Origin of the sequence: Chitinophaga sp. RCC_12 (assembly GCF_041360695.1) — a bacterium.
Lineage (GTDB): Bacteria > Bacteroidota > Bacteroidia > Chitinophagales > Chitinophagaceae > Chitinophaga.
Genome location: NZ_JBFUPS010000007.1, coordinates 272,641 through 291,868 on the forward strand (window position 1 = coordinate 272,641; position 19,228 = coordinate 291,868).

Annotated in this window: 13 protein-coding genes; 10 read left to right on the plus strand and 3 right to left on the minus strand. The window is 49.2% G+C overall.

Annotated features, from left to right (window positions below; translation table 11 throughout):
* Window positions 1-233: 233 nt before the first annotated feature.
* The 7 genes from AB6805_RS21305 to AB6805_RS21335 all read left to right on the plus strand — a co-directional run bounded on the left by AB6805_RS21305 (window position 234) and on the right by AB6805_RS21335 (window position 10,733).
* Window positions 234-2,552, plus strand: a complete 2,319-nt coding sequence (locus tag AB6805_RS21305) for a PSD1 and planctomycete cytochrome C domain-containing protein (protein WP_370911458.1) — start codon at window positions 234-236, stop codon at window positions 2,550-2,552.
* A 30-nt stretch (window positions 2,553-2,582) separates the two neighbouring features.
* Window positions 2,583-4,037, plus strand: coding sequence for a DUF1501 domain-containing protein (locus tag AB6805_RS21310; RefSeq protein WP_370911459.1), 1,455 nt, complete (start codon window positions 2,583-2,585; stop codon window positions 4,035-4,037).
* A gap of 14 nt (window positions 4,038-4,051) precedes the next feature.
* Window positions 4,052-5,077 carry a 6-bladed beta-propeller gene (locus tag AB6805_RS21315; protein ID WP_370911460.1) on the plus strand — a complete coding sequence of 342 codons (1,026 nt, stop codon included), beginning with the start codon at window positions 4,052-4,054 and terminating at the stop codon, window positions 5,075-5,077.
* Window positions 5,077-7,251 carry an FN3 associated domain-containing protein gene (locus AB6805_RS21320; protein ID WP_370911461.1) on the plus strand — a complete coding sequence of 725 codons (2,175 nt, stop codon included), beginning with the start codon at window positions 5,077-5,079 and terminating at the stop codon, window positions 7,249-7,251. Before AB6805_RS21315 ends, AB6805_RS21320 begins: the two co-directional genes overlap by 1 nt.
* Window positions 7,252-7,299: 48 nt before the next feature.
* Complete coding sequence (locus tag AB6805_RS21325; protein ID WP_370911462.1) at window positions 7,300-8,709, plus strand: PLP-dependent aminotransferase family protein; 1,410 nt, start codon at window positions 7,300-7,302, stop codon at window positions 8,707-8,709.
* Between the two features lie 93 nt (window positions 8,710-8,802).
* The gene (locus tag AB6805_RS21330) at window positions 8,803-9,249 is read left to right on the plus strand and encodes a GNAT family N-acetyltransferase (RefSeq protein WP_370911463.1); all 447 of its coding nucleotides are present in this window, start codon (window positions 8,803-8,805) and stop codon (window positions 9,247-9,249) included.
* Between the two features lie 68 nt (window positions 9,250-9,317).
* The gene (locus AB6805_RS21335; protein ID WP_370911464.1) at window positions 9,318-10,733 is read left to right on the plus strand and encodes a GDSL-type esterase/lipase family protein; all 1,416 of its coding nucleotides are present in this window, start codon (window positions 9,318-9,320) and stop codon (window positions 10,731-10,733) included.
* Between the two features lie 48 nt (window positions 10,734-10,781).
* Here AB6805_RS21335 and AB6805_RS21340 read toward each other — a convergent pair whose 3' ends face one another.
* On the minus strand, window positions 10,782-11,315 hold the full coding sequence (locus tag AB6805_RS21340) for a hypothetical protein (protein WP_370911465.1): 534 nt from the start codon (window positions 11,313-11,315) through the stop codon (window positions 10,782-10,784).
* 306 nt (window positions 11,316-11,621) lie between these two features.
* On the opposite strand from AB6805_RS21340, the gene AB6805_RS21345 reads away from it, so the two are divergent.
* From AB6805_RS21345 to AB6805_RS21355, 3 genes are read left to right on the plus strand one after another with little or no spacing between them, the layout of a single operon-like run.
* Window positions 11,622-12,809 carry a hypothetical protein gene (locus tag AB6805_RS21345; RefSeq protein ID WP_370911466.1) on the plus strand — a complete coding sequence of 396 codons (1,188 nt, stop codon included), beginning with the start codon at window positions 11,622-11,624 and terminating at the stop codon, window positions 12,807-12,809.
* Window positions 12,810-12,866: 57 nt separating this feature from the next.
* Window positions 12,867-14,009 carry a glycoside hydrolase family 130 protein gene (locus AB6805_RS21350; protein WP_370911467.1) on the plus strand — a complete coding sequence of 381 codons (1,143 nt, stop codon included), beginning with the start codon at window positions 12,867-12,869 and terminating at the stop codon, window positions 14,007-14,009.
* A gap of 26 nt (window positions 14,010-14,035) precedes the next feature.
* Window positions 14,036-15,517 (plus strand): hypothetical protein, encoded by a 1,482-nt coding sequence (locus tag AB6805_RS21355; protein WP_370911468.1) that lies wholly within the window; start codon window positions 14,036-14,038, stop codon window positions 15,515-15,517.
* A gap of 4 nt (window positions 15,518-15,521) precedes the next feature.
* On the opposite strand, the gene AB6805_RS21360 is transcribed toward AB6805_RS21355, so the two are convergent.
* Window positions 15,522-17,717, minus strand: a complete 2,196-nt coding sequence (locus AB6805_RS21360; protein WP_370911469.1) for a GH92 family glycosyl hydrolase — start codon at window positions 17,715-17,717, stop codon at window positions 15,522-15,524.
* 44 nt (window positions 17,718-17,761) lie between these two features.
* A complete protein-coding gene (locus tag AB6805_RS21365; protein ID WP_370911470.1) occupies window positions 17,762-19,213 on the minus strand; it encodes a RagB/SusD family nutrient uptake outer membrane protein in 1,452 nt (483 codons plus the stop codon).
* Window positions 19,214-19,228: the final 15 nt, after the last annotated feature.

A 19,228-nucleotide genomic window follows, 5' to 3' on the forward strand; every position in this document is an offset into this window, starting at 1 on the left:
CTGGCTAATTTTATCATCAGGCTCTTAAGAAATCTGATTTATCCTTCTTACTTAATAATTTGTAGGTATGTATATACATAATGCTAAGAAAGCACCATTATGGAGCAAAATAGCATCAAAATGGCATGTTTTAATAGCCGATATTTACCATTATTAAACAACCAGACAGCTATAGTAAAATTCACGGGCCTACCCGTTGTATAGGTACAGTGTACAATTAATTGCAGAAAATTATGTTCCAACGTTGTGTCAGACTCACCATCTGCTCTCTTGCATTTTTATACGCGTGTAACAATGGCGATACACCCGGTAAACAGCAGGAAAAATTGCCTGAAATTGTAGATTACAATTTTGATATACGGCCTATCTTATCGGATAAGTGCTATGCCTGCCATGGTCCGGATGCCAATAAGCGGGAAGCCGGTTTGCGCCTGGATATTGCCGATAGTGCCTATAAAGCGCTTCGTGAAACACCGGGCGCACATGCGCTCGTACCCGGTAATCCCATGGCTTCTGTATTGTACCAGCGCATCAGCACCACGGATACTTCTATGCGTATGCCGCCGCCATCCTCCAATATGTCGCTCAGCAACTATGAAGTAAAGCTGATTGAAAAATGGATTAAGCAAGGCGCAAAGTATAAACCACACTGGGCCTTTGTGGCGCCGGTAACACCGCCGCTGCCCAAAGTAAACAAAGAGAAATGGGCCCGTAATGAAATAGACCATTTTGTATTGGCCCGCATGGAAGAGAAAGGGTTGGAACCCAATCCCGCTGCGGATCATGAAAGACTGCTCAAACGCCTTTGCCTCGATCTTACCGGCCTGCCGCCATCACCTGAAAGAATGGAGCGCTTTGCCAAAGATACCAGCGACGCCGGATACGAACGTATGGTGGATGAACTGCTGCAGGACAGCGCCTATGGCGAAAAGATGGCAGTTCACTGGATGGATGTGGCCCGCTATGCTGATTCGCACGGCTACCAGGACGATAACTACCGCAGCATGTGGCCCTGGCGGGATTGGGTGATCCACGCATTCAATGAAAACCTGTCTTACAAAGATTTTATTACCTGGCAGATCGCAGGAGACATGATCCCAGGCGCTACCCGGGAACAACTGCTGGCCTCCGGCTTTAACCGCAACCATAAAATCACGGAGGAAGGAGGAGTAATAGATGAAGAATACCGCATAGAATATGTTTCTGACCGCACCAACACGTTTGGTAAAAGCATGCTCGGCATCACCATCGAATGTGCTCACTGCCACGATCACAAATATGATCCGTTCTCACAAAAAGAATATTATGAACTCTTTGCCTTCTTTAATAATGTGAAGGAAGTAGGACTGGAATCCGCCGTGGGCGGCCCGGAAACCTACGCCAAAACGCCCTATATGGAGATCACAAAAGACGATCTCAAAGGAGTGCTGAAATTTATTAATAAGCAGGACAGCAACCGGTTGATCGTTTCTGTAATGGGAGAGAAAGATACCACCCGGAAAACGTATATCCTTGGCCGTGGTAACTACGACAACCCTACGCTGGAAGTGCAGCCTGAAACGCCACATGCGGTGTTGCCGTTTGATGTGAAACAATATCCGGCCAATCGCCTCGGACTGGCCAACTGGCTGTTCGATAAGCGAAACCCACTCACCGCAAGGGTGTTCGTGAACCAGCAATGGCAGGAAATATTCGGCAGGGGCATCGTGAAAAGTACCGGCGATTTCGGTATGCAGGGCGACCTGCCTACCAACCCGCAACTGCTCGACTGGCTCGCAGTGGACTTTATGCAGCACGGCTGGAATATTAAACGTCTCATGAAACAAATGGTCATGACTGCCACCTACCGGCAATCGACCGCCATTTCCAAAGACAAACTAAAAGCAGATCCTGAAAATATTTATCTCTCCCGCGGACCGCGGTTCCGCCTGCCCGCAGAAGGAGTGCGCGACCTGGTGCTGAAAAGCAGCGGACTATTGGTACCGGTGATTGGTGGTCCCAGCGTAAAACCTTATCAGCCTAAAGGCTTATGGGAAATGGCTACTTCCGGCAGGGGAATCCTGGCCAGCTATAAACAGGACCATGGTGAAAGCCTGTACCGCAGAGGGTTGTATACCTTTATCAAACGTACGGTGCCACCGCCCTCCATGATGATCTTTGACGCCAGCAACCGCGACCAGTGCGAAGTAAAACGCGCAAGCACCAATACGCCATTGCAGGCGCTTATCATGCTCAATGATCCTACGGTGCTGGAAGCCTCCAGGGTGCTGGCTTCCAGGCTGCTGCAAAAAGATAATAACAGCTCCAGGAATATTCAGCAGGCTTTCCGTTTAATTGTTTGCCGTACACCGCAACCACAGGAACTAACCTTGCTGGAGAAGTATTATGAGCAGCAACAGCAGCTGTACAAACAACAGCCGGCCAGCGCAGTAAAGTTGCTGCAGCATGGAGAATACCCGATGGCGCAACACCTCGACAATGCCTCATGGGCTGCCATGATGCAGGTGATCACCACCATCTATAACCTGGAGGAAACACTTTCAAAAACATAACGATCGTATAGTCACGCATAATAAAGGACGATGAAAAACGAATTCATAGAACACCACCTGAATATGAACCGCCGCAAGTTCTTGTCGCGCCTGAGCCTTGGCGTAGGCAGCCTTGCCCTGGGTTCATTGCTGGTACCTGACCTCTTTGGTAAAAACAGCGGGGAAGAAGCGCCTTTCATTCCCGGTATGCCGCACTTTGCGCCCAAAGCCAAAAGGGTCATTTACCTGTTTCAGAATGGCGCGCCCTCACAACTGGAGAGCTTCGATTACAAACCCAAGCTGCGGGAAATGATGGGACAGGAACTACCGGCTTCCATCCGTATGGGGCAGCGTTTAACAGGCATGACTTCAGGGCAGTCGTCTTTTCCGCTGGTAGGTTCACACTACGATTTTCACCAGTATGGCGAAGCGCGAGCCTGGATCAGCGACCTGTTTCCGCATACCGCCAAAATAGTGGACGACATCTGTATTGTCCGTTCCATGTTTACGGAAGCGATCAACCATGATCCGGCCCTTACCTTTTTCCAGACGGGGGCACAACAGGGCAACCGCGCCAGCTTCGGCTCCTGGATGAGCTACGGCCTCGGCAGCGAAAATAAAAACCTGCCCGCATTTTGCGTGCTGCTGTCGAGAGGTAAAGGAAACGGGCAAGGCGTATATTCCAAGTTATGGTCCAATGGATTTTTGGACAGTATCCACCAGGGCGTTCAGTTCAGCAGTGGCGAGAGTCCCGTGCTATACCTGAATAATCCTGAAGGCATTGATATGGCTAACCGCCGCCAGATGCTGGACCAGCTCGCCGCATTGAATGACCAGTCGTATAAAGAATTTGGCGACCCGGAAATCAATACGAAGATCCAGCAGTATGAAATGGCTTACCGCATGCAAACGGCTGTGCCAGAGCTCACCGACCTCTCCAAAGAATCGGACGATATCATTAAACTGTATGGACCGGATTGCCTGGTGCCCGGCACTTTCGCTGCCAACTGCCTGTTGTCCAGGAAGCTCTCTGAAAGCGGTGTGCGGTTTATCCAGCTGTATCACCAGGGCTGGGACCAGCATGGCAACCTTCCCAATGAAATGGCCGGACAGGCAAAAGATGTAGACCGTGCTTCTGCAGCATTGATCACTGATCTGAAACAACGTGGCCTGCTCGATGAAACGCTGGTAATATGGGGCGGTGAATTTGGCAGAACCAACTACTGCCAGGGTAAAATGACTGCCGATAATTATGGCCGCGATCACCATCCCCGTTGCTTCTCCATCTGGATGGCCGGTGGTGGCGTAAAGCCCGGCATCGTATACGGTGAAACCGATGAATTCGGATATAATATTATAAAGGATCCGGTGCACGTGCATGATTTCCATGCCACCATCTTACACCTGATGGGACTGGATCACGAAAAATTAACTTTTAAACACCAGGGACGCCGTTACCGCCTCACAGATGTGGCCGGCAAGGTAATCCCCGGATTGATGGCCTGATAAATACTGTTATAATGGAAAGAAGAAAATTCATACAGACGTCGGCGTTAGTAACCGCCTCCTTTTATATTTCCCGCGATCTTTTTGCCAAACCAAAAGGACCGGTATACGGCCACAATAATATGCGCTATGCACTGGACACTAAATGGGGAACGCTCGACAGCAGCCGGTACCCGGTGAAAGATTGCCATGAAATGGTGCAGGACAAAAAAGGCCGCATCATCCTGCTGACGAACGAAACAAAAAATAATATTCTTATCTATAATAAATCCGGCAAACTGCTGGAGAACTGGGGCCATGAATTCCCCGGCGCACACGGACTAACACTCAGCAATGAAAATGGTACCGAGTACCTGTTCATTACGGATACCGAAAAACACCAGGTGTACAAAACAACGATGGAAGGTAAAATTCTGCTGACTATCGACTATCCCGCTGAAACAGGCGTGTATAAGAAGAAGGAAGAGTTTGTACCTACAGAAACAACCGTGGCAGACAATGGCGATTTTTATATTGCCGACGGCTATGGCGCGCAATATGTAATGCGCTATGACCGCAACGGTAAACTGCTGGGTTATTTTGGCGGAAGGGGTCAGGGAGATGAACACCTGGATAATGCCCACGGTATCGTGGTAGATCACCGCAAAGGCACGCCTACGCTTATTGTTACCGACAGAACACGGAATTGCTTTAAACGCTTCAGCCTCGACGGACAATTACAGGAAGTAATTGCTCTGCCCGGCGCCTGTGTATGCCGCGCGGTTATAAAAGGCGATCACCTGTATGCAGCCGTATTACGGTCACCTAATATGGATAAGGAAGGCAGTGGTTTTGTAACGATATTAGATAAAGACAACAAGGTAGTTTCCAATATCGGAGGCACCGCACCGGTATATACCGACGGAAAGCTGCAGCCCATGCAGCAGGCAGAGAAAATATTTGTACATCCGCATGACGTATGTGTGGATAACGACGGGAACCTTTATGTGGCACAATGGGCCTCCGGGAAAGTGTATCCTTATAAACTCAGGAGGGTATAATGACCGCGAAACAGCCATCCAGATGGCAAAGCGCAGGCAGCAGCCTGTTATTTGCCGGAAATATTTTTATCCTTTTCCTCGTGATCTTTGGCAACAGGGTGGTGTTACCTCCCTGGTTGCAGGTGCTGGGGCGCATGCATCCTTTGCTGCTGCATTTTCCAATTGTACTGATTCTTGTTGCAGGCATTTTAACGTTTATCCGTTTGCGTGAGCCGGCTGCCGAAGCGTGGAAACAACAGCTGGCATCTGTGCTACTGCTCACCGGCGCACTCAGTGCAGTCGTTACCGTTATCATGGGCCTGTTTTTATCCGGTGAAGAAGGATACAACGGCAGCGGCACTTTACAGTGGCACAAATGGAGCGGCGTGACGATGTGCTGGCTGGCCTCCTTCATATACTGGTTTGGACAATCGGAGAAACGCCGCCCGCTGTTACAGAAGGGCGGTGTGCTCATCACTGCGGCATTGCTGGTAATCACCGGTCACCTGGGAGCTGATATCACGCATGGCGAAAACTTTGTGCTGGCGCCGGTAAACCCCGCGGGTAAAAGGCCACAGGTACCCTTCGACCAGGCGCTGGTATATGAACACCTGGTGAAACCGGTGTTGCAGGAGAAATGTATGAACTGTCATAATGCAGGCAAGGCAAAAGGGGAGCTGGCAATGGAGCTGCCGCAACAGCTGCTGAAAGGTGGAAAGAGCGGTAAACTGTTTGTTGCCGGTAAACCGGACATGAGCCTGTTGATGGAAAGACTGCACCTGCCACTGGATGCCAAAAAACATATGCCGCCGGCAGGAAAGCCGCAGCTTACACCGGAAGAAGCGGACCTGTTATATTACTGGATCAAAGGCGGCGCTGATTTTAAAACAAAAGTAGCCGCATTACCTGCGAAGGATAGCCTGCGGTTGCTGGCCGCAGCCATGTTAGAGCCAGCCGCATCGACAGCTCCTGTATACAACTTTGCCGCAGCAGATGAAAAGCTGGTACAAAAGCTGAATAACAATTACCGTGTTATTTACCCGGTAGCGTTAAACGCAGCGCCACTTGTAGTTAACTGCTATAATAAAGATCAGTTCAACAGTAAATCCATCGAAGAACTGCTGCCGCTGAAAAAGCAGATCATAGAAATGCACCTGCAGAAGATGCCGGTACAGGATGCCGATCTGAATATCATTGCACAGTTTCCGGAGCTGCGCGTGCTGAACCTGAGCTTTACTAACGTAAAGGGACAAACGCTGTCGGCCCTGGCAAAGCTGCCGCACCTGGAAAGCCTTTCGCTGTCCGGCACCCCCGTTACCTTACAGCAGCTACAGGCGCTGAAAACAGCACCTGCGTTGAAGGAATTGTACCTGTGGAACACCGGCCTCACTGCTGCTGAACTGGACAAGCTCCCTGCTGCATTTAAACAGGTAGCCATCATCAAAGGATTTACAGACGATGGTAAACAACTATTAAAACTGAATCAGCCTTTATTACTGAATACCGCCTCCGTTTTCCGCAGTACCGCACAATTGCTGCTGAAGCATCCCATAAAAGGGGTGGAGATCCGCTACACTACGGATGGATCGGTACCAGACAGCATCAACTCGCCCCTGTTTAAAGACAGCCTGTTGCTGCAAAGTAATACCACCATCCGTGCCATTGCCTGCAAAAAAGGCTGGTACGCCAGCGACCCGGTGCAGTTCAGTTTTTATAAATCTACGTATATCCCTGACAGTGTGATATTGCTCACGCAGCCGGATGGAACCTATGCCGGCAGTGGCGCCAAAACCTTATGCGATGGGCAGAAAGGCGGTATGGATCAGGGCAACGGAAAATGGCTGGGCTATGTGAAAGAGCCAATGACAGCCATGCTGCTTTTCAAGCAGGCCATACCCTTGCAGTCAGTATCGGTAGGTATCTTACGAAATATTAACGGGTATATTTTTCCTCCTGCCAAAGTGGAAATATGGGGTGGGGCAGATGCACAACACCTGAAGCTATTGAAACGGATTATTCCGGCAGCAGGAAAAAAGGACGACCCTGCCGCCGCCATGGAAATAGCCGCCGCTTTCCCCGTCACCAACGTTTCCTGTGTGAAAGTGGTGATGGAACCCCTGCTGAAAATACCGGGCTGGCATCCTGGTAAAGGAAACCGCGGATGGGCATTTGCAGACGAGCTGTTGTTGAATTAGCTGTTGAAATTCGCCTACCTTTACCGGGTCATCGTAGCCGGTAAACAAATGAAACAATATAAATACGAAGAAATAGCAGCGAACATTGAAAGTAAGATCACCGGTGGCCAGTATTTACCTGGTCACCGGTTACCTTCAGTAAGAACATTGAAGGCACACTACAGCACCAGTTTGAGTACCATCCAGAGCGCTTATGACGATCTCCTGTTAAGAGGCCTGGTGGAAAGCGTTCCCCGCTCCGGCTACTATGTAAGCGCCCGGCCGGCTGCTACCGGTAAAGTAACTGAAACCATGATAGTAAGGGATCCTGTTTTCAGGAATAACCTGGCGGCGATTTCTTCCGAAAACCGGCAACGCAGTGCACTATCTGAATTCAACGTGGCGGCTCCCGGCGATTTGTTGTTGCCGCAGCAGTTGTTACTGAAAACCATGCAGCAGGTGATCCGCGAAAAAGGAGCAGCGCTCTTAAAATATTATCCTGCCAATGGTTTGGCCGCATTGCGTGAAAGTATTACCAAACGCGCAGCGCATCACAATACCCGTTTACAATCTGATGAATTGCTTATTACAGACGGCGCTTTACAGGCAGTATACATTGCGCTGGCAGCGGTGTGTGAGCCGGGCGATGTAATTGCTATTGAAAGTCCCTGTATTTTTTCCGTATTGGAAGTGATCCGCGTACTGCGGCTGAAAGTGGTGGAAATTCCTGTGCGTCCGCAAACAGGCTTTGATCTGGATGTATTGAAGGAAGCCTGTGCCATACATGCTTTTAAAGCCATTGTCGTTACGCCGAACTTTCATAATCCTACCGGCACACTGCTGACGGATGATCAAAAGCAGCAACTGCTGAAAGTCGCGCAAGCCCACAACATTGCGCTGATAGAAAACGATATTTACGGTGAGCTGCCATTCAACGGCCAGCGTCCTTCCACCATCCGCTCTTTCGATAGCAGCGGGTTGGTGATGACCTGTTCCTCTTTTGCAAAATCGCTGGCGCCGGGTATCCGGCTGGGGTGGTTGTCGGCAGGACGCTTTTTCCGGCAGGCAGAACAGATCCGGTTTGCCGTGGGCAGCAGCGTATCGCCTGTGTACCAGGAAACGATGAATAAAATACTGGAAGGCAGTGCTTATGAAAAACACCTGCGCGTTTTCCGGAAGCAGCTGGCCGCACAGTGCGAACAGAGTTTGAAACTGATCAGGGAATGTTTCCCCGCGGGGACGAAAGTGAGTCGTCCGGTCGGCGGTTATCACCTGTGGGTGCAGTTGCCGGAAACGCTGGATATGACCGCCTTTTACCGCTTTTGTGAAGATACCGGGGTGAGATTTACACCGGGATCGGCCTTCTCTTTTACAGGTGCTTACGACCATTATCTCCGGCTGGTATTTGCCGATAAATATACACCGGCAAAGGTGACGGCTATACGAAAAGTGGGAAGCTACGCGGTAGCCCACAGCTGAGGGTTCCTGTACCGGTTATATTTCGGCTCCCTGTATCCCGCTGCACAGCGGCAGACTGCTACTTTCGTGGCTCATTCTTTCAAACAACCGGATATGAGTACCATCATTACAAAGTTTGCAGTGGCATCAGACAAGATGATTGATGAGCTGTTATACCTTACCCGCACCTGGCTGGCAGAGCATCCCGAAATAAAGATGGAAGGGCAATACACCAAAAAAATCCTGGTGAACAGTATGAATAGTTTTTCAAGTCAGTGGTTCATCGTATATGCGGGGGACGAACCGGCGGGTTTCGCCTTTCTTACCGATGGTGGCGTGCGGCCTTCATTCCTGGAAGGGAAGCGGATCGTACACCTGTCGGCTTTCGCGGTATTGCAGGCGCATGCCGGCGGAACAGCAGCAGCCTCGTTGCTGGAAAAATGCCTGGCGGTATATAAGGGCCGGGATGCCATGTGGGCAGAGCTTTCCGTGGCGCCGGACTACCTGGAGGCAAATGGCTTTGTGAAAACAGCAGGCTATCTTGTAAAAGAGATGCAGTAAGGGATACGTGGAATAATAAAAGTAAATATTATCTTAACAACCCATTATTCCACGTATAAATTTCACGCATGAGGTCCAGGTGTTTTATTTTACTATTGATCCTGCTGTATCAGGTCCCGGTATTTGCACAGCGGGTAAAGGTTGCCTGTTTGGGCGCAAGCATCTGTGCCGGCGCCCGGTTGCAGCATCCTGAAACCGAATCCTATCCCGCGCAGCTGGGAAAGCTCCTGGGGCCGGACTTTGAGGTGACCAACTACGGCGTAAGCAGCACCACTTTATTGAAAAAAGGCGATCATCCCTATTGGGATACCCCTGAGTATAAAGCTGCATTGGCAAGTGAACCGAACATTGTGCTGATCGACCTCGGTGGCAACGACAGTAAGCTGATTAACCGCGTATACCTTGATGAATATGAAGCAGACTATCACGATATGATCCGCGCGTTCCGGGCATTGCCTTCACATCCGCGTATCCTGTTGCTGCAGCCCATTGTTTCTTTTGTGAAAGACACTACCCAGATCTGGGACCCGGTGATTACAAAGCAGATTTTGCCAAAGGTAAGACAGGTGGCTTATGAGGAAAACCTGGAGCTGGTAAACCTGAATGCTCTGCTGATTGGTAAACCGGGACTCATGCCGGATGGGATTCATCCCGAGCTGGAGGGCACCACAATGATAGCGAAAACACTTTTTGAAGTACTGCACCCCGTGCGGGATACGGCCTTTAGCGCCATTAGCCGGCTACCAGGCGATAAAAAGATCACCTCATTTTATGGCTACCGCTGTGCGGACTTTGATTTCAGGGGACGCGCCTGTAAAGTGGTGGCGCCTAAGTTTGCCGCTGCCGGTCATCCGTGGATCTGGCGCGCCCGTTTCTGGGGACATGAACCGCAAACGGATATTGCCCTGCTGGAACGGGGTTATCATGTGGTGTATTGTGATGTGGCAGAATTGTTTGGCAATAAGGAGGCTATACAATTATGGAACGGGTATTATTCGTTGTTGCGCAAAGCCGGATTGGCACGTAAAGCAGTGATGGAAGGCATGAGCAGGGGAGCGGTATACGTGTACAACTGGGCGGCTGAAAATCCGGATAAAGTAGCGGCTGTATATGTAGATAATCCCGTGATAGACCTGTGCAGCTGGCCGGGATGCCAGTTTAAAAAACAGCTTGCCCAACGTAATGAGTGGGAAGCTTTCAAAAAGGATTACGGTTTTACTTCCGATAGCGCTGCTATGCTGTTTAAGGGAAGCCCGCTCTATAAAATAAAGGAAATAGTAAAAGGAAAGTACCCGATGCTGCATGTGTTGGCTGATGCGGATACGGATGTACCGCCTGAAGAAAATACGCTGCCGTTTGAAGAAAAAATAAAAGCGTTGGGAGGAGATATAACGGTGATGCATAAACCGGGATTTGCCCATCATCCTCACAGCTTCCCGGATCCTACACCTATTGTAGATTTTATTTTAAAAGCGGCAAAGTAGTTAAACAGTTAGCTTTCCGCCTTACGCAGAAAGCTAACTGTCAATCGTTTATTTTACCAGCCATTCCAGTTTATACATGCCACGGAACCTGTCGTAAGTCAGCAGTTCTGCATCCCGTTTAAACAGGGCATCCATCTGATCGGCCAGTGTTTCATGCGCAGGGAAGGCCTGTTTTACATTCCAGGCGGTCAGCGTTTGTATTTTACCGTTAGGAGCGGAGAAGTACATTTTGTACTGATCTTCCGGACCGGCTTTGGGAGAAGTAGGTATTTTTCTCTTATACAGTAATAATTGCGGGTTTTTATTCAGGATCTGGTAACTGTGATTACCTTCTACCCGGTAAACATCACCATTGGTGAGCTGATAAGCAAATATTTCATTTTTGTTGATATGAATATTTCTGCCATTATGCTCCAGGGTGACATAACTTTTAGGCGCAAGCGTATGCAGATGAATCCTCGGTGTTTTGTTGCTGTTATCTTTGGTATAACTTAACCCGCCGGACAGGTAATCATCCATGCTACGATAAATGCCGGTAATCTTCTTTTGCGCGTCTGCTGCTACATTGATACATATCAACAAGCAGACCAGGTAAAAAATTCTGCTACAGTATTGCATATGTCTATCGGTTTGTTTTGGTGCTACTATTAATTTAGCAAAATTAGCCGATAATTTTCTGTTAAGACATGATAAAAGTCATTAAAAATTTCCTAAAACTTGTTTTGGGTGTGGCGGGTTATAATATAATATTTTACTTGGCGATGAACGCGCTTCTTTTCATGTACAGGATATAAGTTCCGTCTGTTGGGGGAACAGACAAAAAATAGGGAGGATTTGTGAATTGTGTTGTATCTTTTAATCTTCGCTTAATCGACCTAAAATTCCTGTATGTCCCCTGAAATATTAGAACAACAATTGCTGGACCGGTGGTTAACAGCATACGATGAAATGGGTACTTTGCCGAAATATAAAGAGCAGGTAGTGGAAACGTTTTATGGTGAAATGCATCTGTTCCGGGTATCGGACTATAATAATGGAAATTTTCCTGCCGAAGAGGGTTTGTCTTCAGAATTTTCAGAACGCAAGCGGGCTGCATATGGATTGAACGCTGCAGGTAGGCCATGTTATGTAACCTCCTACGGAGAATGGGAGGGGTTTTATCACTACAGTGAAAGCTACGTCGAGTATGTAGAATTTCATATCCCTACCAGGGTCCCTTCCTGTATTCAACGGTTGGAGCTCCGGGATGGACTAAAAACTGCTTACCAATCGCTTCTTCTCAATGGAAGATCCGGCATTCCTGATCTCGTTGGGCAGCCGAAGGAAAAGATGTTAAAACGACTGCTAAAAGATAAGCATTCGATTATTTCTGATGTGGAATTATTTCATTATGAAAATGGGTGTATTAAGTGGGCCGACTGTTTGTATAATATGCCGGGAATAGGAAAGATGCCCGGCAGGGAAGAATATAAATATAATGAGGACGGCACGCTGGACGAAATTGTAAGTATTTTGAAAGATAATGAACCTCAATATGCTTATGTAAAGCCACCAGCAGGAGTTTCCCTGAGTGAGCTGTCGGACAGGGTATCGCAGTTGATGGCGGCTGATATTATTACTGCCATTGAGGCTATCAAGCCAAAACAGCCATTAGTCCTACTGGAAGTAGGTTATAGGGAAGTAGCCAATTACGTTCCGTGGCTAAAGCTGATTTCTGAAAGGGATTGGACACGTACGCTTACTGAAATGGGAGAAGAAGAATTGTTTAACGAATTGATGCTGTATAATGATCACGATTATAAGGAGGTGCAGTTGCATACCGCTGAACGGTTGCTGAAAGCCTTTCTCGGGGAGGTGGAAAAAGGAGGAGACTATGCGATTGCTGAAACAATGATGCATCGGACAGCCTGGTATTTGACGACAGGTAAACTTGATCGCAAAATAGCCGCATCTGATCAATTCATTGCCTATTCAGTTGACTGGTCTTTGTGCCCGGATGATATTGGTGAAATGCTGCTTTCCTGCGGCATGCCGGAAACCCAGCTCCATGACTGGAAAGAAAGAGGAATCATTTAAGATCACATCTTCTGAAAAGAAAATAAAATATTCCACGACAAACAAAACATACCCACTGTGAATACCAACATCCTGTTGCTGCTCGCGGCAATCCTAACCCTCGCCCAGCATCCGCTGAAAGCCCAAACCAACCGTTTACCCGATTGGGCAATGGGCGGCTTTGTAAGGCCCGCCGGCGTGAATCCTGTGATCCGTACAGACTCCACAGCGCACTTTTATGATTCGCTCCTGCAAAGGGAGGTCGACTGGGAGTCGAACGACACCTTTAACCCTGCTGCTGTGGTGAAGGCCGGGAAAATAGTAGTGCTCTACCGCGCAGAAGATAAATCCGGTATCAAGATAGGTACGCGTACCTCCAGGATCGGCTATGCAGAAAGTAAAAACGGCACTTCTTTCAAAAGGAAAAAAATACCGGTATTATATCCGCGTAACGATGATCAGCAAACCTATGAATGGCCGGGTGGCTGTGAAGACCCCCGTGTAGCCGTTACCGTTGATGGTACCTACGTGATTTTCTATACACAGTGGAACCGGCAGGTACCCCGCCTGGGAGTGGCCACCAGTAAAGACCTGGTCAACTGGACCAAGCACGGGCCCATTTTCCGGAAAGCCGGCAGGCGTTTCGTGGATCAGCCGCATAAATCGGCGTCCATCGTCACCGAGCTGAAAGGAAAGAAGCAGGTGATTGCAAAAGTAAATGGAAAGTACTGGATGTATTGGGGAGAAGCAGGCGTATTTGCCGCCACCTCTGATAACCTGGTCGACTGGCACCCCGTTACCGATAGCAGCGGGGCATTAAAAGCGCTTATAAGGCCCAGGAAGGGCTATTTCGACAGCGGGCTGACGGAGTGTGGTCCGCCGGCTATTATGACGGATAAAGGCATCCTGTTGCTGTATAACGGGAAGAATCAGCCGGGTGAAAAAGGCGACCGGCGCTTTACCGCTAACAGCTACAGCGCCGGGCAGGTACTTTTTGATAAACAGGACCCTGAAAAAGCTATTGCCCGCCTGGATGTGCCGTTCCTGCGTCCCATGGAAGCATTTGAGAAAAGCGGGCAGTATGCCGCTGGTACCGTGTTTATAGAAGGGCTGGTATATTTTAAGAAGAAATGGTTTTTATATTATGGCTGCGCCGACAGCAGGGTAGGGATGGCTGTATTTGATCCAAAGCACCCGGCGCCCGGAGATCCCCTGCCATAAGCGTTCACAATTAAATTTCCGCTATCATGCTTAACCGCTTTTTTTCCCTGCTTGTAATGGCTGCTTTTTTTACTGCATCATCCGCAAACGCGCAGTATATCGAAAAAGTAGTTTTTGATACGAAAGACAGCACCGGCAATTTTTATCTCGCCGTACCGCCGCTGTCCCATCAGATAAAAGGCGTAGTGGTGGTGCTGTCTAACTTCTACCAGCTGGATAACCTGGTACCGGAAACAAAGCTGCACAACGTGGCCTGTGCCAACGACCTGCTCACTGTTTTTGTTTCCATGCAGGAACAACTGTTTGCGGATACCGCCGTGGTAAACCGCATCAGCACGGTGATAAAGCATGTAGCCAATAAATACAAAGCCGATACGTCGAAATTTGTATTGGCCGGATACGAGTATGCCAGCAATATCGCGCTGCGCTATACGGAATTAACCCGGCAGTTCCCCGCCGCCTATGCTGTACACCCCAAAGCCGTTTTTACCGTCAGCGGCCCGGTGGATCTGAATGGATTGTGGCAGTGGTGCCAACAGGTGATCCGGAAAAAAACAACCGACGGACAAATGGGCGACGCAGGTTATATTCTTGATAAAATGACCCGCGAAATCGGCACACCAGCGACACGCCCGGAAGGTTACCGCGCCCTGTCACCGTTCAACCGGGAAGACACGGCCGCAGGCAATGAGCAATACCTGCAACGTGTACCCGTGCGCGTATATTATGATACGGACATCGCGTGGCTGCTGAAGGAACGCCGCAACAGTTTGTATGATACCTATATTCCCGATGCCACCGAACTGATAAGCAGGCTGCTGCTGGCCGGCAACGGAGACGCGGAGTTCATCGCTTCTCCACAACCCGGCAAACGCATCAACGGCGCCCGCTATGCAGAGGCATTTTCTATTGTAGATGAAACGGAATGTATCCAATGGATCAAACGTACACTGGATATTTTTGACCCGGTAAACTGGAAACCTCCTTATAAGCTGAACAAGCCGAAGGGCTGGGGTACGGAACATTTCCAGGTGCCGGTGGACTTTGCCCCGGAGATCCGCTATAAAGGTGTGGAAGATATCCGTTTTGCGCCGGGATGGGGCGACAGCACCAGTGCGGAACATTGGTCATATGCTTTCCTCTGGTGGCTGAAAGATAAGCCCGTAGTAAACGCGGCTACGCTGAATACCTATCTCACCGCTTATTACAACGGCCTGGTAAACCGCAATATTACCGGCCGCCGGATACCCGCGGAAAAACAGGTTCCTACGGTCGTCGATATCAAAAATGTAAAAACATTGGAAGGAGATGTGGAAACCTACGGCGGTACCATCCGGATGTTAAACTATATGGTACAGCGCCCCATTGTGCTGCACTGTACCATACATGTAAGAAATTGTGAATCGCAACAGCGTACCGCCCTCTTCTTTGAAATTTCCCCGCAGCAGGTGTCCCATGTGATCTGGAAGCAGATGGACGGGCTATGGAGTAATTTCCGCTGCGAGTAACCGCTTATTGTCCACCACGGGTTGGGTAAATATCAAATACGCCGCCCTTCATCAGGTCGGTGTGCAACAGGCGCCTGGTACTGTATGGCTTTCCATCCTTTTTTATAGTGCCAATAGACACGGGCGAACCTTTAAAATCCGTGCGGATGGTGGTAGTGGTATGCGCACCGGTATGAATGACAATACGCTCAAAAGCAGGAATGGTGATGGCATATTCCGGCGCCACGGGGTTCACCGGGTAAAATCCCATCGCGGCAAATACATACCAGGCGCTGATCTGGCCGGCATCGTCATTGCCGCATAACCCTCCCGGACCTACGCCGTATTCCATGGCCCTGATGTCACGGGTATGCGCAATGGTTTTCGTTTGCGCGTTTACGTAGTTATACAGGAAAGGGATCTGGTGACCGGGTTCATTGCCATGCCAGTACTGCTGGTTTAAAAAAAGACTATCCAGCGCCTGTTCAAATTTTTTATTTCCGCCGGTTAATTTAATAAGACCGGGAATATCATGCGGTACATAAAACCCATACTGCCGTGGTGTTCCCTCGGTAATAAAAAACATTTTCTTATCCCGGTCGGGATGCTCATACCATTTGCCGGAGGCGTACCGGCCGTTTACATCTCCCAGCTGCGGGTCAAATACATTGGCATAATTGCTGGCCCTTTTTGTTAAGGCTGCATAATCTTTTTGCTTATGCAGTGCCTTCGCAATGGTAGATAAGGCGTAATCATCAAACGCATATTCAAGTGTGCGCGATACCTGCTCCCGGCTATGAAAGGCATACGGCACGTTATCTTCCAAAGGTACATATCCGTATTTCAGGTAAGAAGATAAAGCCCTGCGGCCCTTGCCTTCTTTATAATCAGCTATAGCAGCGGTGTCAAACGCATTTTGCCGCATGAGGCGATACGCTTCTTCCACATCATAATTCCGGATGCCTTTGTTATAGGCAGATGCAATAAACGGAATGGCATGATCACCAACCATCGCGGCAGTGTAATTATTCCAGCAGGGGAAGATCGGCAGCCAGCCACCCTGTTGCCCTTTCAGGATCAGCGAACGTACCAGGTCGTTGATCAACGTGGTATCCAGTATCTCATACAGCGGGAGTTGCGCGCGGTAAATATCCCACATGGAAAAGTCGTCGTAGTAATTGCCGGAAGCCAGTTGTTTCACCTGGTAAGATTGCGCAAAAGCAGGGTAGGTGCCTTTTACATCATTAAAGAGGCGCGGGTGCTGCATGGTATGATACAACGCGGTATAAAAAATTGTTTTATCTTTTTCAGAAGAACCGGTTACTTCAATTTTCCCCAGCGCTTTATTCCATATATCGCTGGCTGTTTTTGTTTGTGCGGTAAAATCCCAGTGATTGATTTCTGCCGCAAGATTCTCTCTTGCCGCGTCAATACTGGTAAAAGAAGTGCCCACACGTATCCTTATTACACTGCCTTTATGCACGTTGAATTTTACGGCGGCGCCAATACCTGTATTGTCTTTAATACTGTCTTCCGCCAGAATGGTGTTGTCCCGGAATACTTTTGCATCACTAAACACTTCTTCAAACTGCACCACGAAGTAGCCGCTGAAACCTGCTGGCTGTCCCTGACCCTGGTAAATGCGGAACGCCGGGTTGTAGCCGGAGATCTCCTGCCGCTGGCGGTCGATATACACGGCGCCTTTGCCCCGGTCACTGTTGGGCCTGATTACTATATGGCAGTCATCCTCTTTGGTGAAGCGAAATTGCATCATGCTGCAACGCGCGGTGGCAGTGATGGCCGCGTGTATCTTGTCTTTACCCAGTAATGTGCTGTAGCAGGCGGGCGACGCTGTTTCACCGGTGTTTGAAAACGTTGAGGCGTAACCGTCAGGTGTGGTTTTGAGTTCACCGCAAACGGGCATAACGGTCATACTGCCATAGTCCTGTGTGCAGGAACCGCTGAGCCAGTGTGTGCCCCGGAAGCCGGTGAAAAGAGAGTCCGTGTAATAATACGGCGCCACACATTTCTGTTCGGTGAGCCTGGTTTGCGGGGTCCACTGCGTCATGCCAAAAGGTGTGCCCACCGCGGGAATGGTATTAGCCAGCTGCTCGGTGCCGGCGCCATGTGCCAGGGCGGTGAGAGTGGTGCTTTTGGAAGTGCCGGTGAACGGGTCTACATAAGCCAACAGCTGGCTGGTTTGTGCCAAAGCACTTGCCATACCAGCTGTTAACCATAAAAAAGTACAAACGGTTTTACGTACCATCAATATCCTTTATTTTGTTTGATCTTATCCTTGTTAATGTCTATCTGGCTTTGTGGTACTGGTATTACGAGGTTGTCGCTGGTAAGGTCCGCTACTAACCTGATCTGTGCTTTTTTGCTGTTGAGTACCGGAATCGCCCTGCCGGTGCGAACGAGGTCGTACCAGCGGTGACCTTCAAACGCGAATTCCACCCGTCTTTCATTCTCTATTGCCAGCCGGAACGATGCCTGGTCGGGTACGTTGGCGGCTGTTTTTTCTGCGAGTCCTGCTCTTTTGCGGATCATGTTCAGGTAAGTGAATGCTTCACCGCCGCCCTGGTAGCCTATTTCATTAAGGGCTTCCGCATACATCAATAATACATCTGCATAACGGATCACCGGGAAGTTATTACCATTATCGTTCTTGGTGGCAGGTACATCAAAGTACTTCTTCACAAAATAATAATTTACGGTAGCCCCGCTGGCATTTACATAAGAAGTAGCCATAGAAAAGCCTTTCCTGGTGTCGCCGGTTTCATAGGCGCTTTCCATATCAGGGGTCACCTGGTTATTGCCATCGCCGCCAAACTTCACTACGGCGTCGCCGGAGTTTTCGGGCGCGAACGAGTTAGGCAGCGGATTGCCTTCTTTTACGCCACCTGATTTATATTGTACATCAAAAACAGATTCCTTATTATTTTTCTTGCTTACATCAAAAACGTCGGCATATTTATCCAATATGGCGTAAGTGCCGGAGCTGATCACTTCTTTCAGCTTTGCAGCAGCATCGGGGTATTTATGTTGCGTGAGCAATACTTTTCCCAGCAAGGCTTTGGCTGCACCACGGGTAGCCCTGCCTATATCGGCTCCGGTATAACTCACCGGCAATGCGGCTTCCGCAGCTTTCAGGTCGGCTTCAATTTGTGCGTATATGCTGGCTGCAGGATCACGGGTATATTCATATGCCTGGTCGGCATTGGTGATTTCTGTCACCACCAAAGGCACATCACCAAAGGAACGCACCAGGTTGAAGTATACCAGCGCACGGAGAAACTGCGCTTCTGCGGAGAAGCGCTTCTTCAATGAATCACTCATGGCTATCGGCGTAATCCTCGACAGGATGGTGTTGCTGCGGGAAATGGCTTTGTAGCTGTCGTTCCAGCGGGCGGCCACAAAAGGATTGGTAGTTTTGATATAGAAGCGGTCAAATTCATCCTGGTCTGTTACAGAGCCGGAAGGCACCGGGAAGTTGTTATCGGATGGAATATCACCATAGATATAAGCGTTGCCAAATACGCCGCCCGACTGCAACGAGCCATAGTTGGCATTGAGTGCATTTTTAAAATCGTCTGCTGTTTTGTAGAAGTTTTCCGTAGTGGCCGTGGAAGGCGGGACCTGCTCCAGGAAGCTCTTTTTGCAGGCCGTAAATGAAACAGCTGCTGCGAGGAATATGTATATATAATTTGTGCGCATGTTCTTTAATTTTTT

What these genes read in the sequence shown, in the direction of transcription:
- AB6805_RS21325 (WP_370911462.1), top strand. Translation starts at nt 7,300, where the DNA reads ATGAAACAATATAAATACGAAGAAATAGCAGCGAACATTGAAAGTAAG.
- AB6805_RS21310 (WP_370911459.1), top strand. Translation starts at nt 2,583, where the DNA reads ATGAAAAACGAATTCATAGAACACCACCTGAATATGAACCGCCGCAAG.
- AB6805_RS21355 (WP_370911468.1), top strand. Translation starts at nt 14,036, where the DNA reads ATGCTTAACCGCTTTTTTTCCCTGCTTGTAATGGCTGCTTTTTTTACT.
- AB6805_RS21305 (WP_370911458.1), top strand. Translation starts at nt 234, where the DNA reads ATGTTCCAACGTTGTGTCAGACTCACCATCTGCTCTCTTGCATTTTTA.
- AB6805_RS21345 (WP_370911466.1), top strand. Translation starts at nt 11,622, where the DNA reads ATGTCCCCTGAAATATTAGAACAACAATTGCTGGACCGGTGGTTAACA.
- AB6805_RS21360 (WP_370911469.1), bottom strand. Translation starts at nt 17,717, where the DNA reads ATGGCAAGTGCTTTGGCACAAACCAGCCAGCTGTTGGCTTATGTAGAC.
- AB6805_RS21365 (WP_370911470.1), bottom strand. Translation starts at nt 19,213, where the DNA reads ATGCGCACAAATTATATATACATATTCCTCGCAGCAGCTGTTTCATTT.
- AB6805_RS21315 (WP_370911460.1), top strand. Translation starts at nt 4,052, where the DNA reads ATGGAAAGAAGAAAATTCATACAGACGTCGGCGTTAGTAACCGCCTCC.
- AB6805_RS21320 (WP_370911461.1), top strand. Translation starts at nt 5,077, where the DNA reads ATGACCGCGAAACAGCCATCCAGATGGCAAAGCGCAGGCAGCAGCCTG.
- AB6805_RS21335 (WP_370911464.1), top strand. Translation starts at nt 9,318, where the DNA reads ATGAGGTCCAGGTGTTTTATTTTACTATTGATCCTGCTGTATCAGGTC.
- AB6805_RS21330 (WP_370911463.1), top strand. Translation starts at nt 8,803, where the DNA reads ATGAGTACCATCATTACAAAGTTTGCAGTGGCATCAGACAAGATGATT.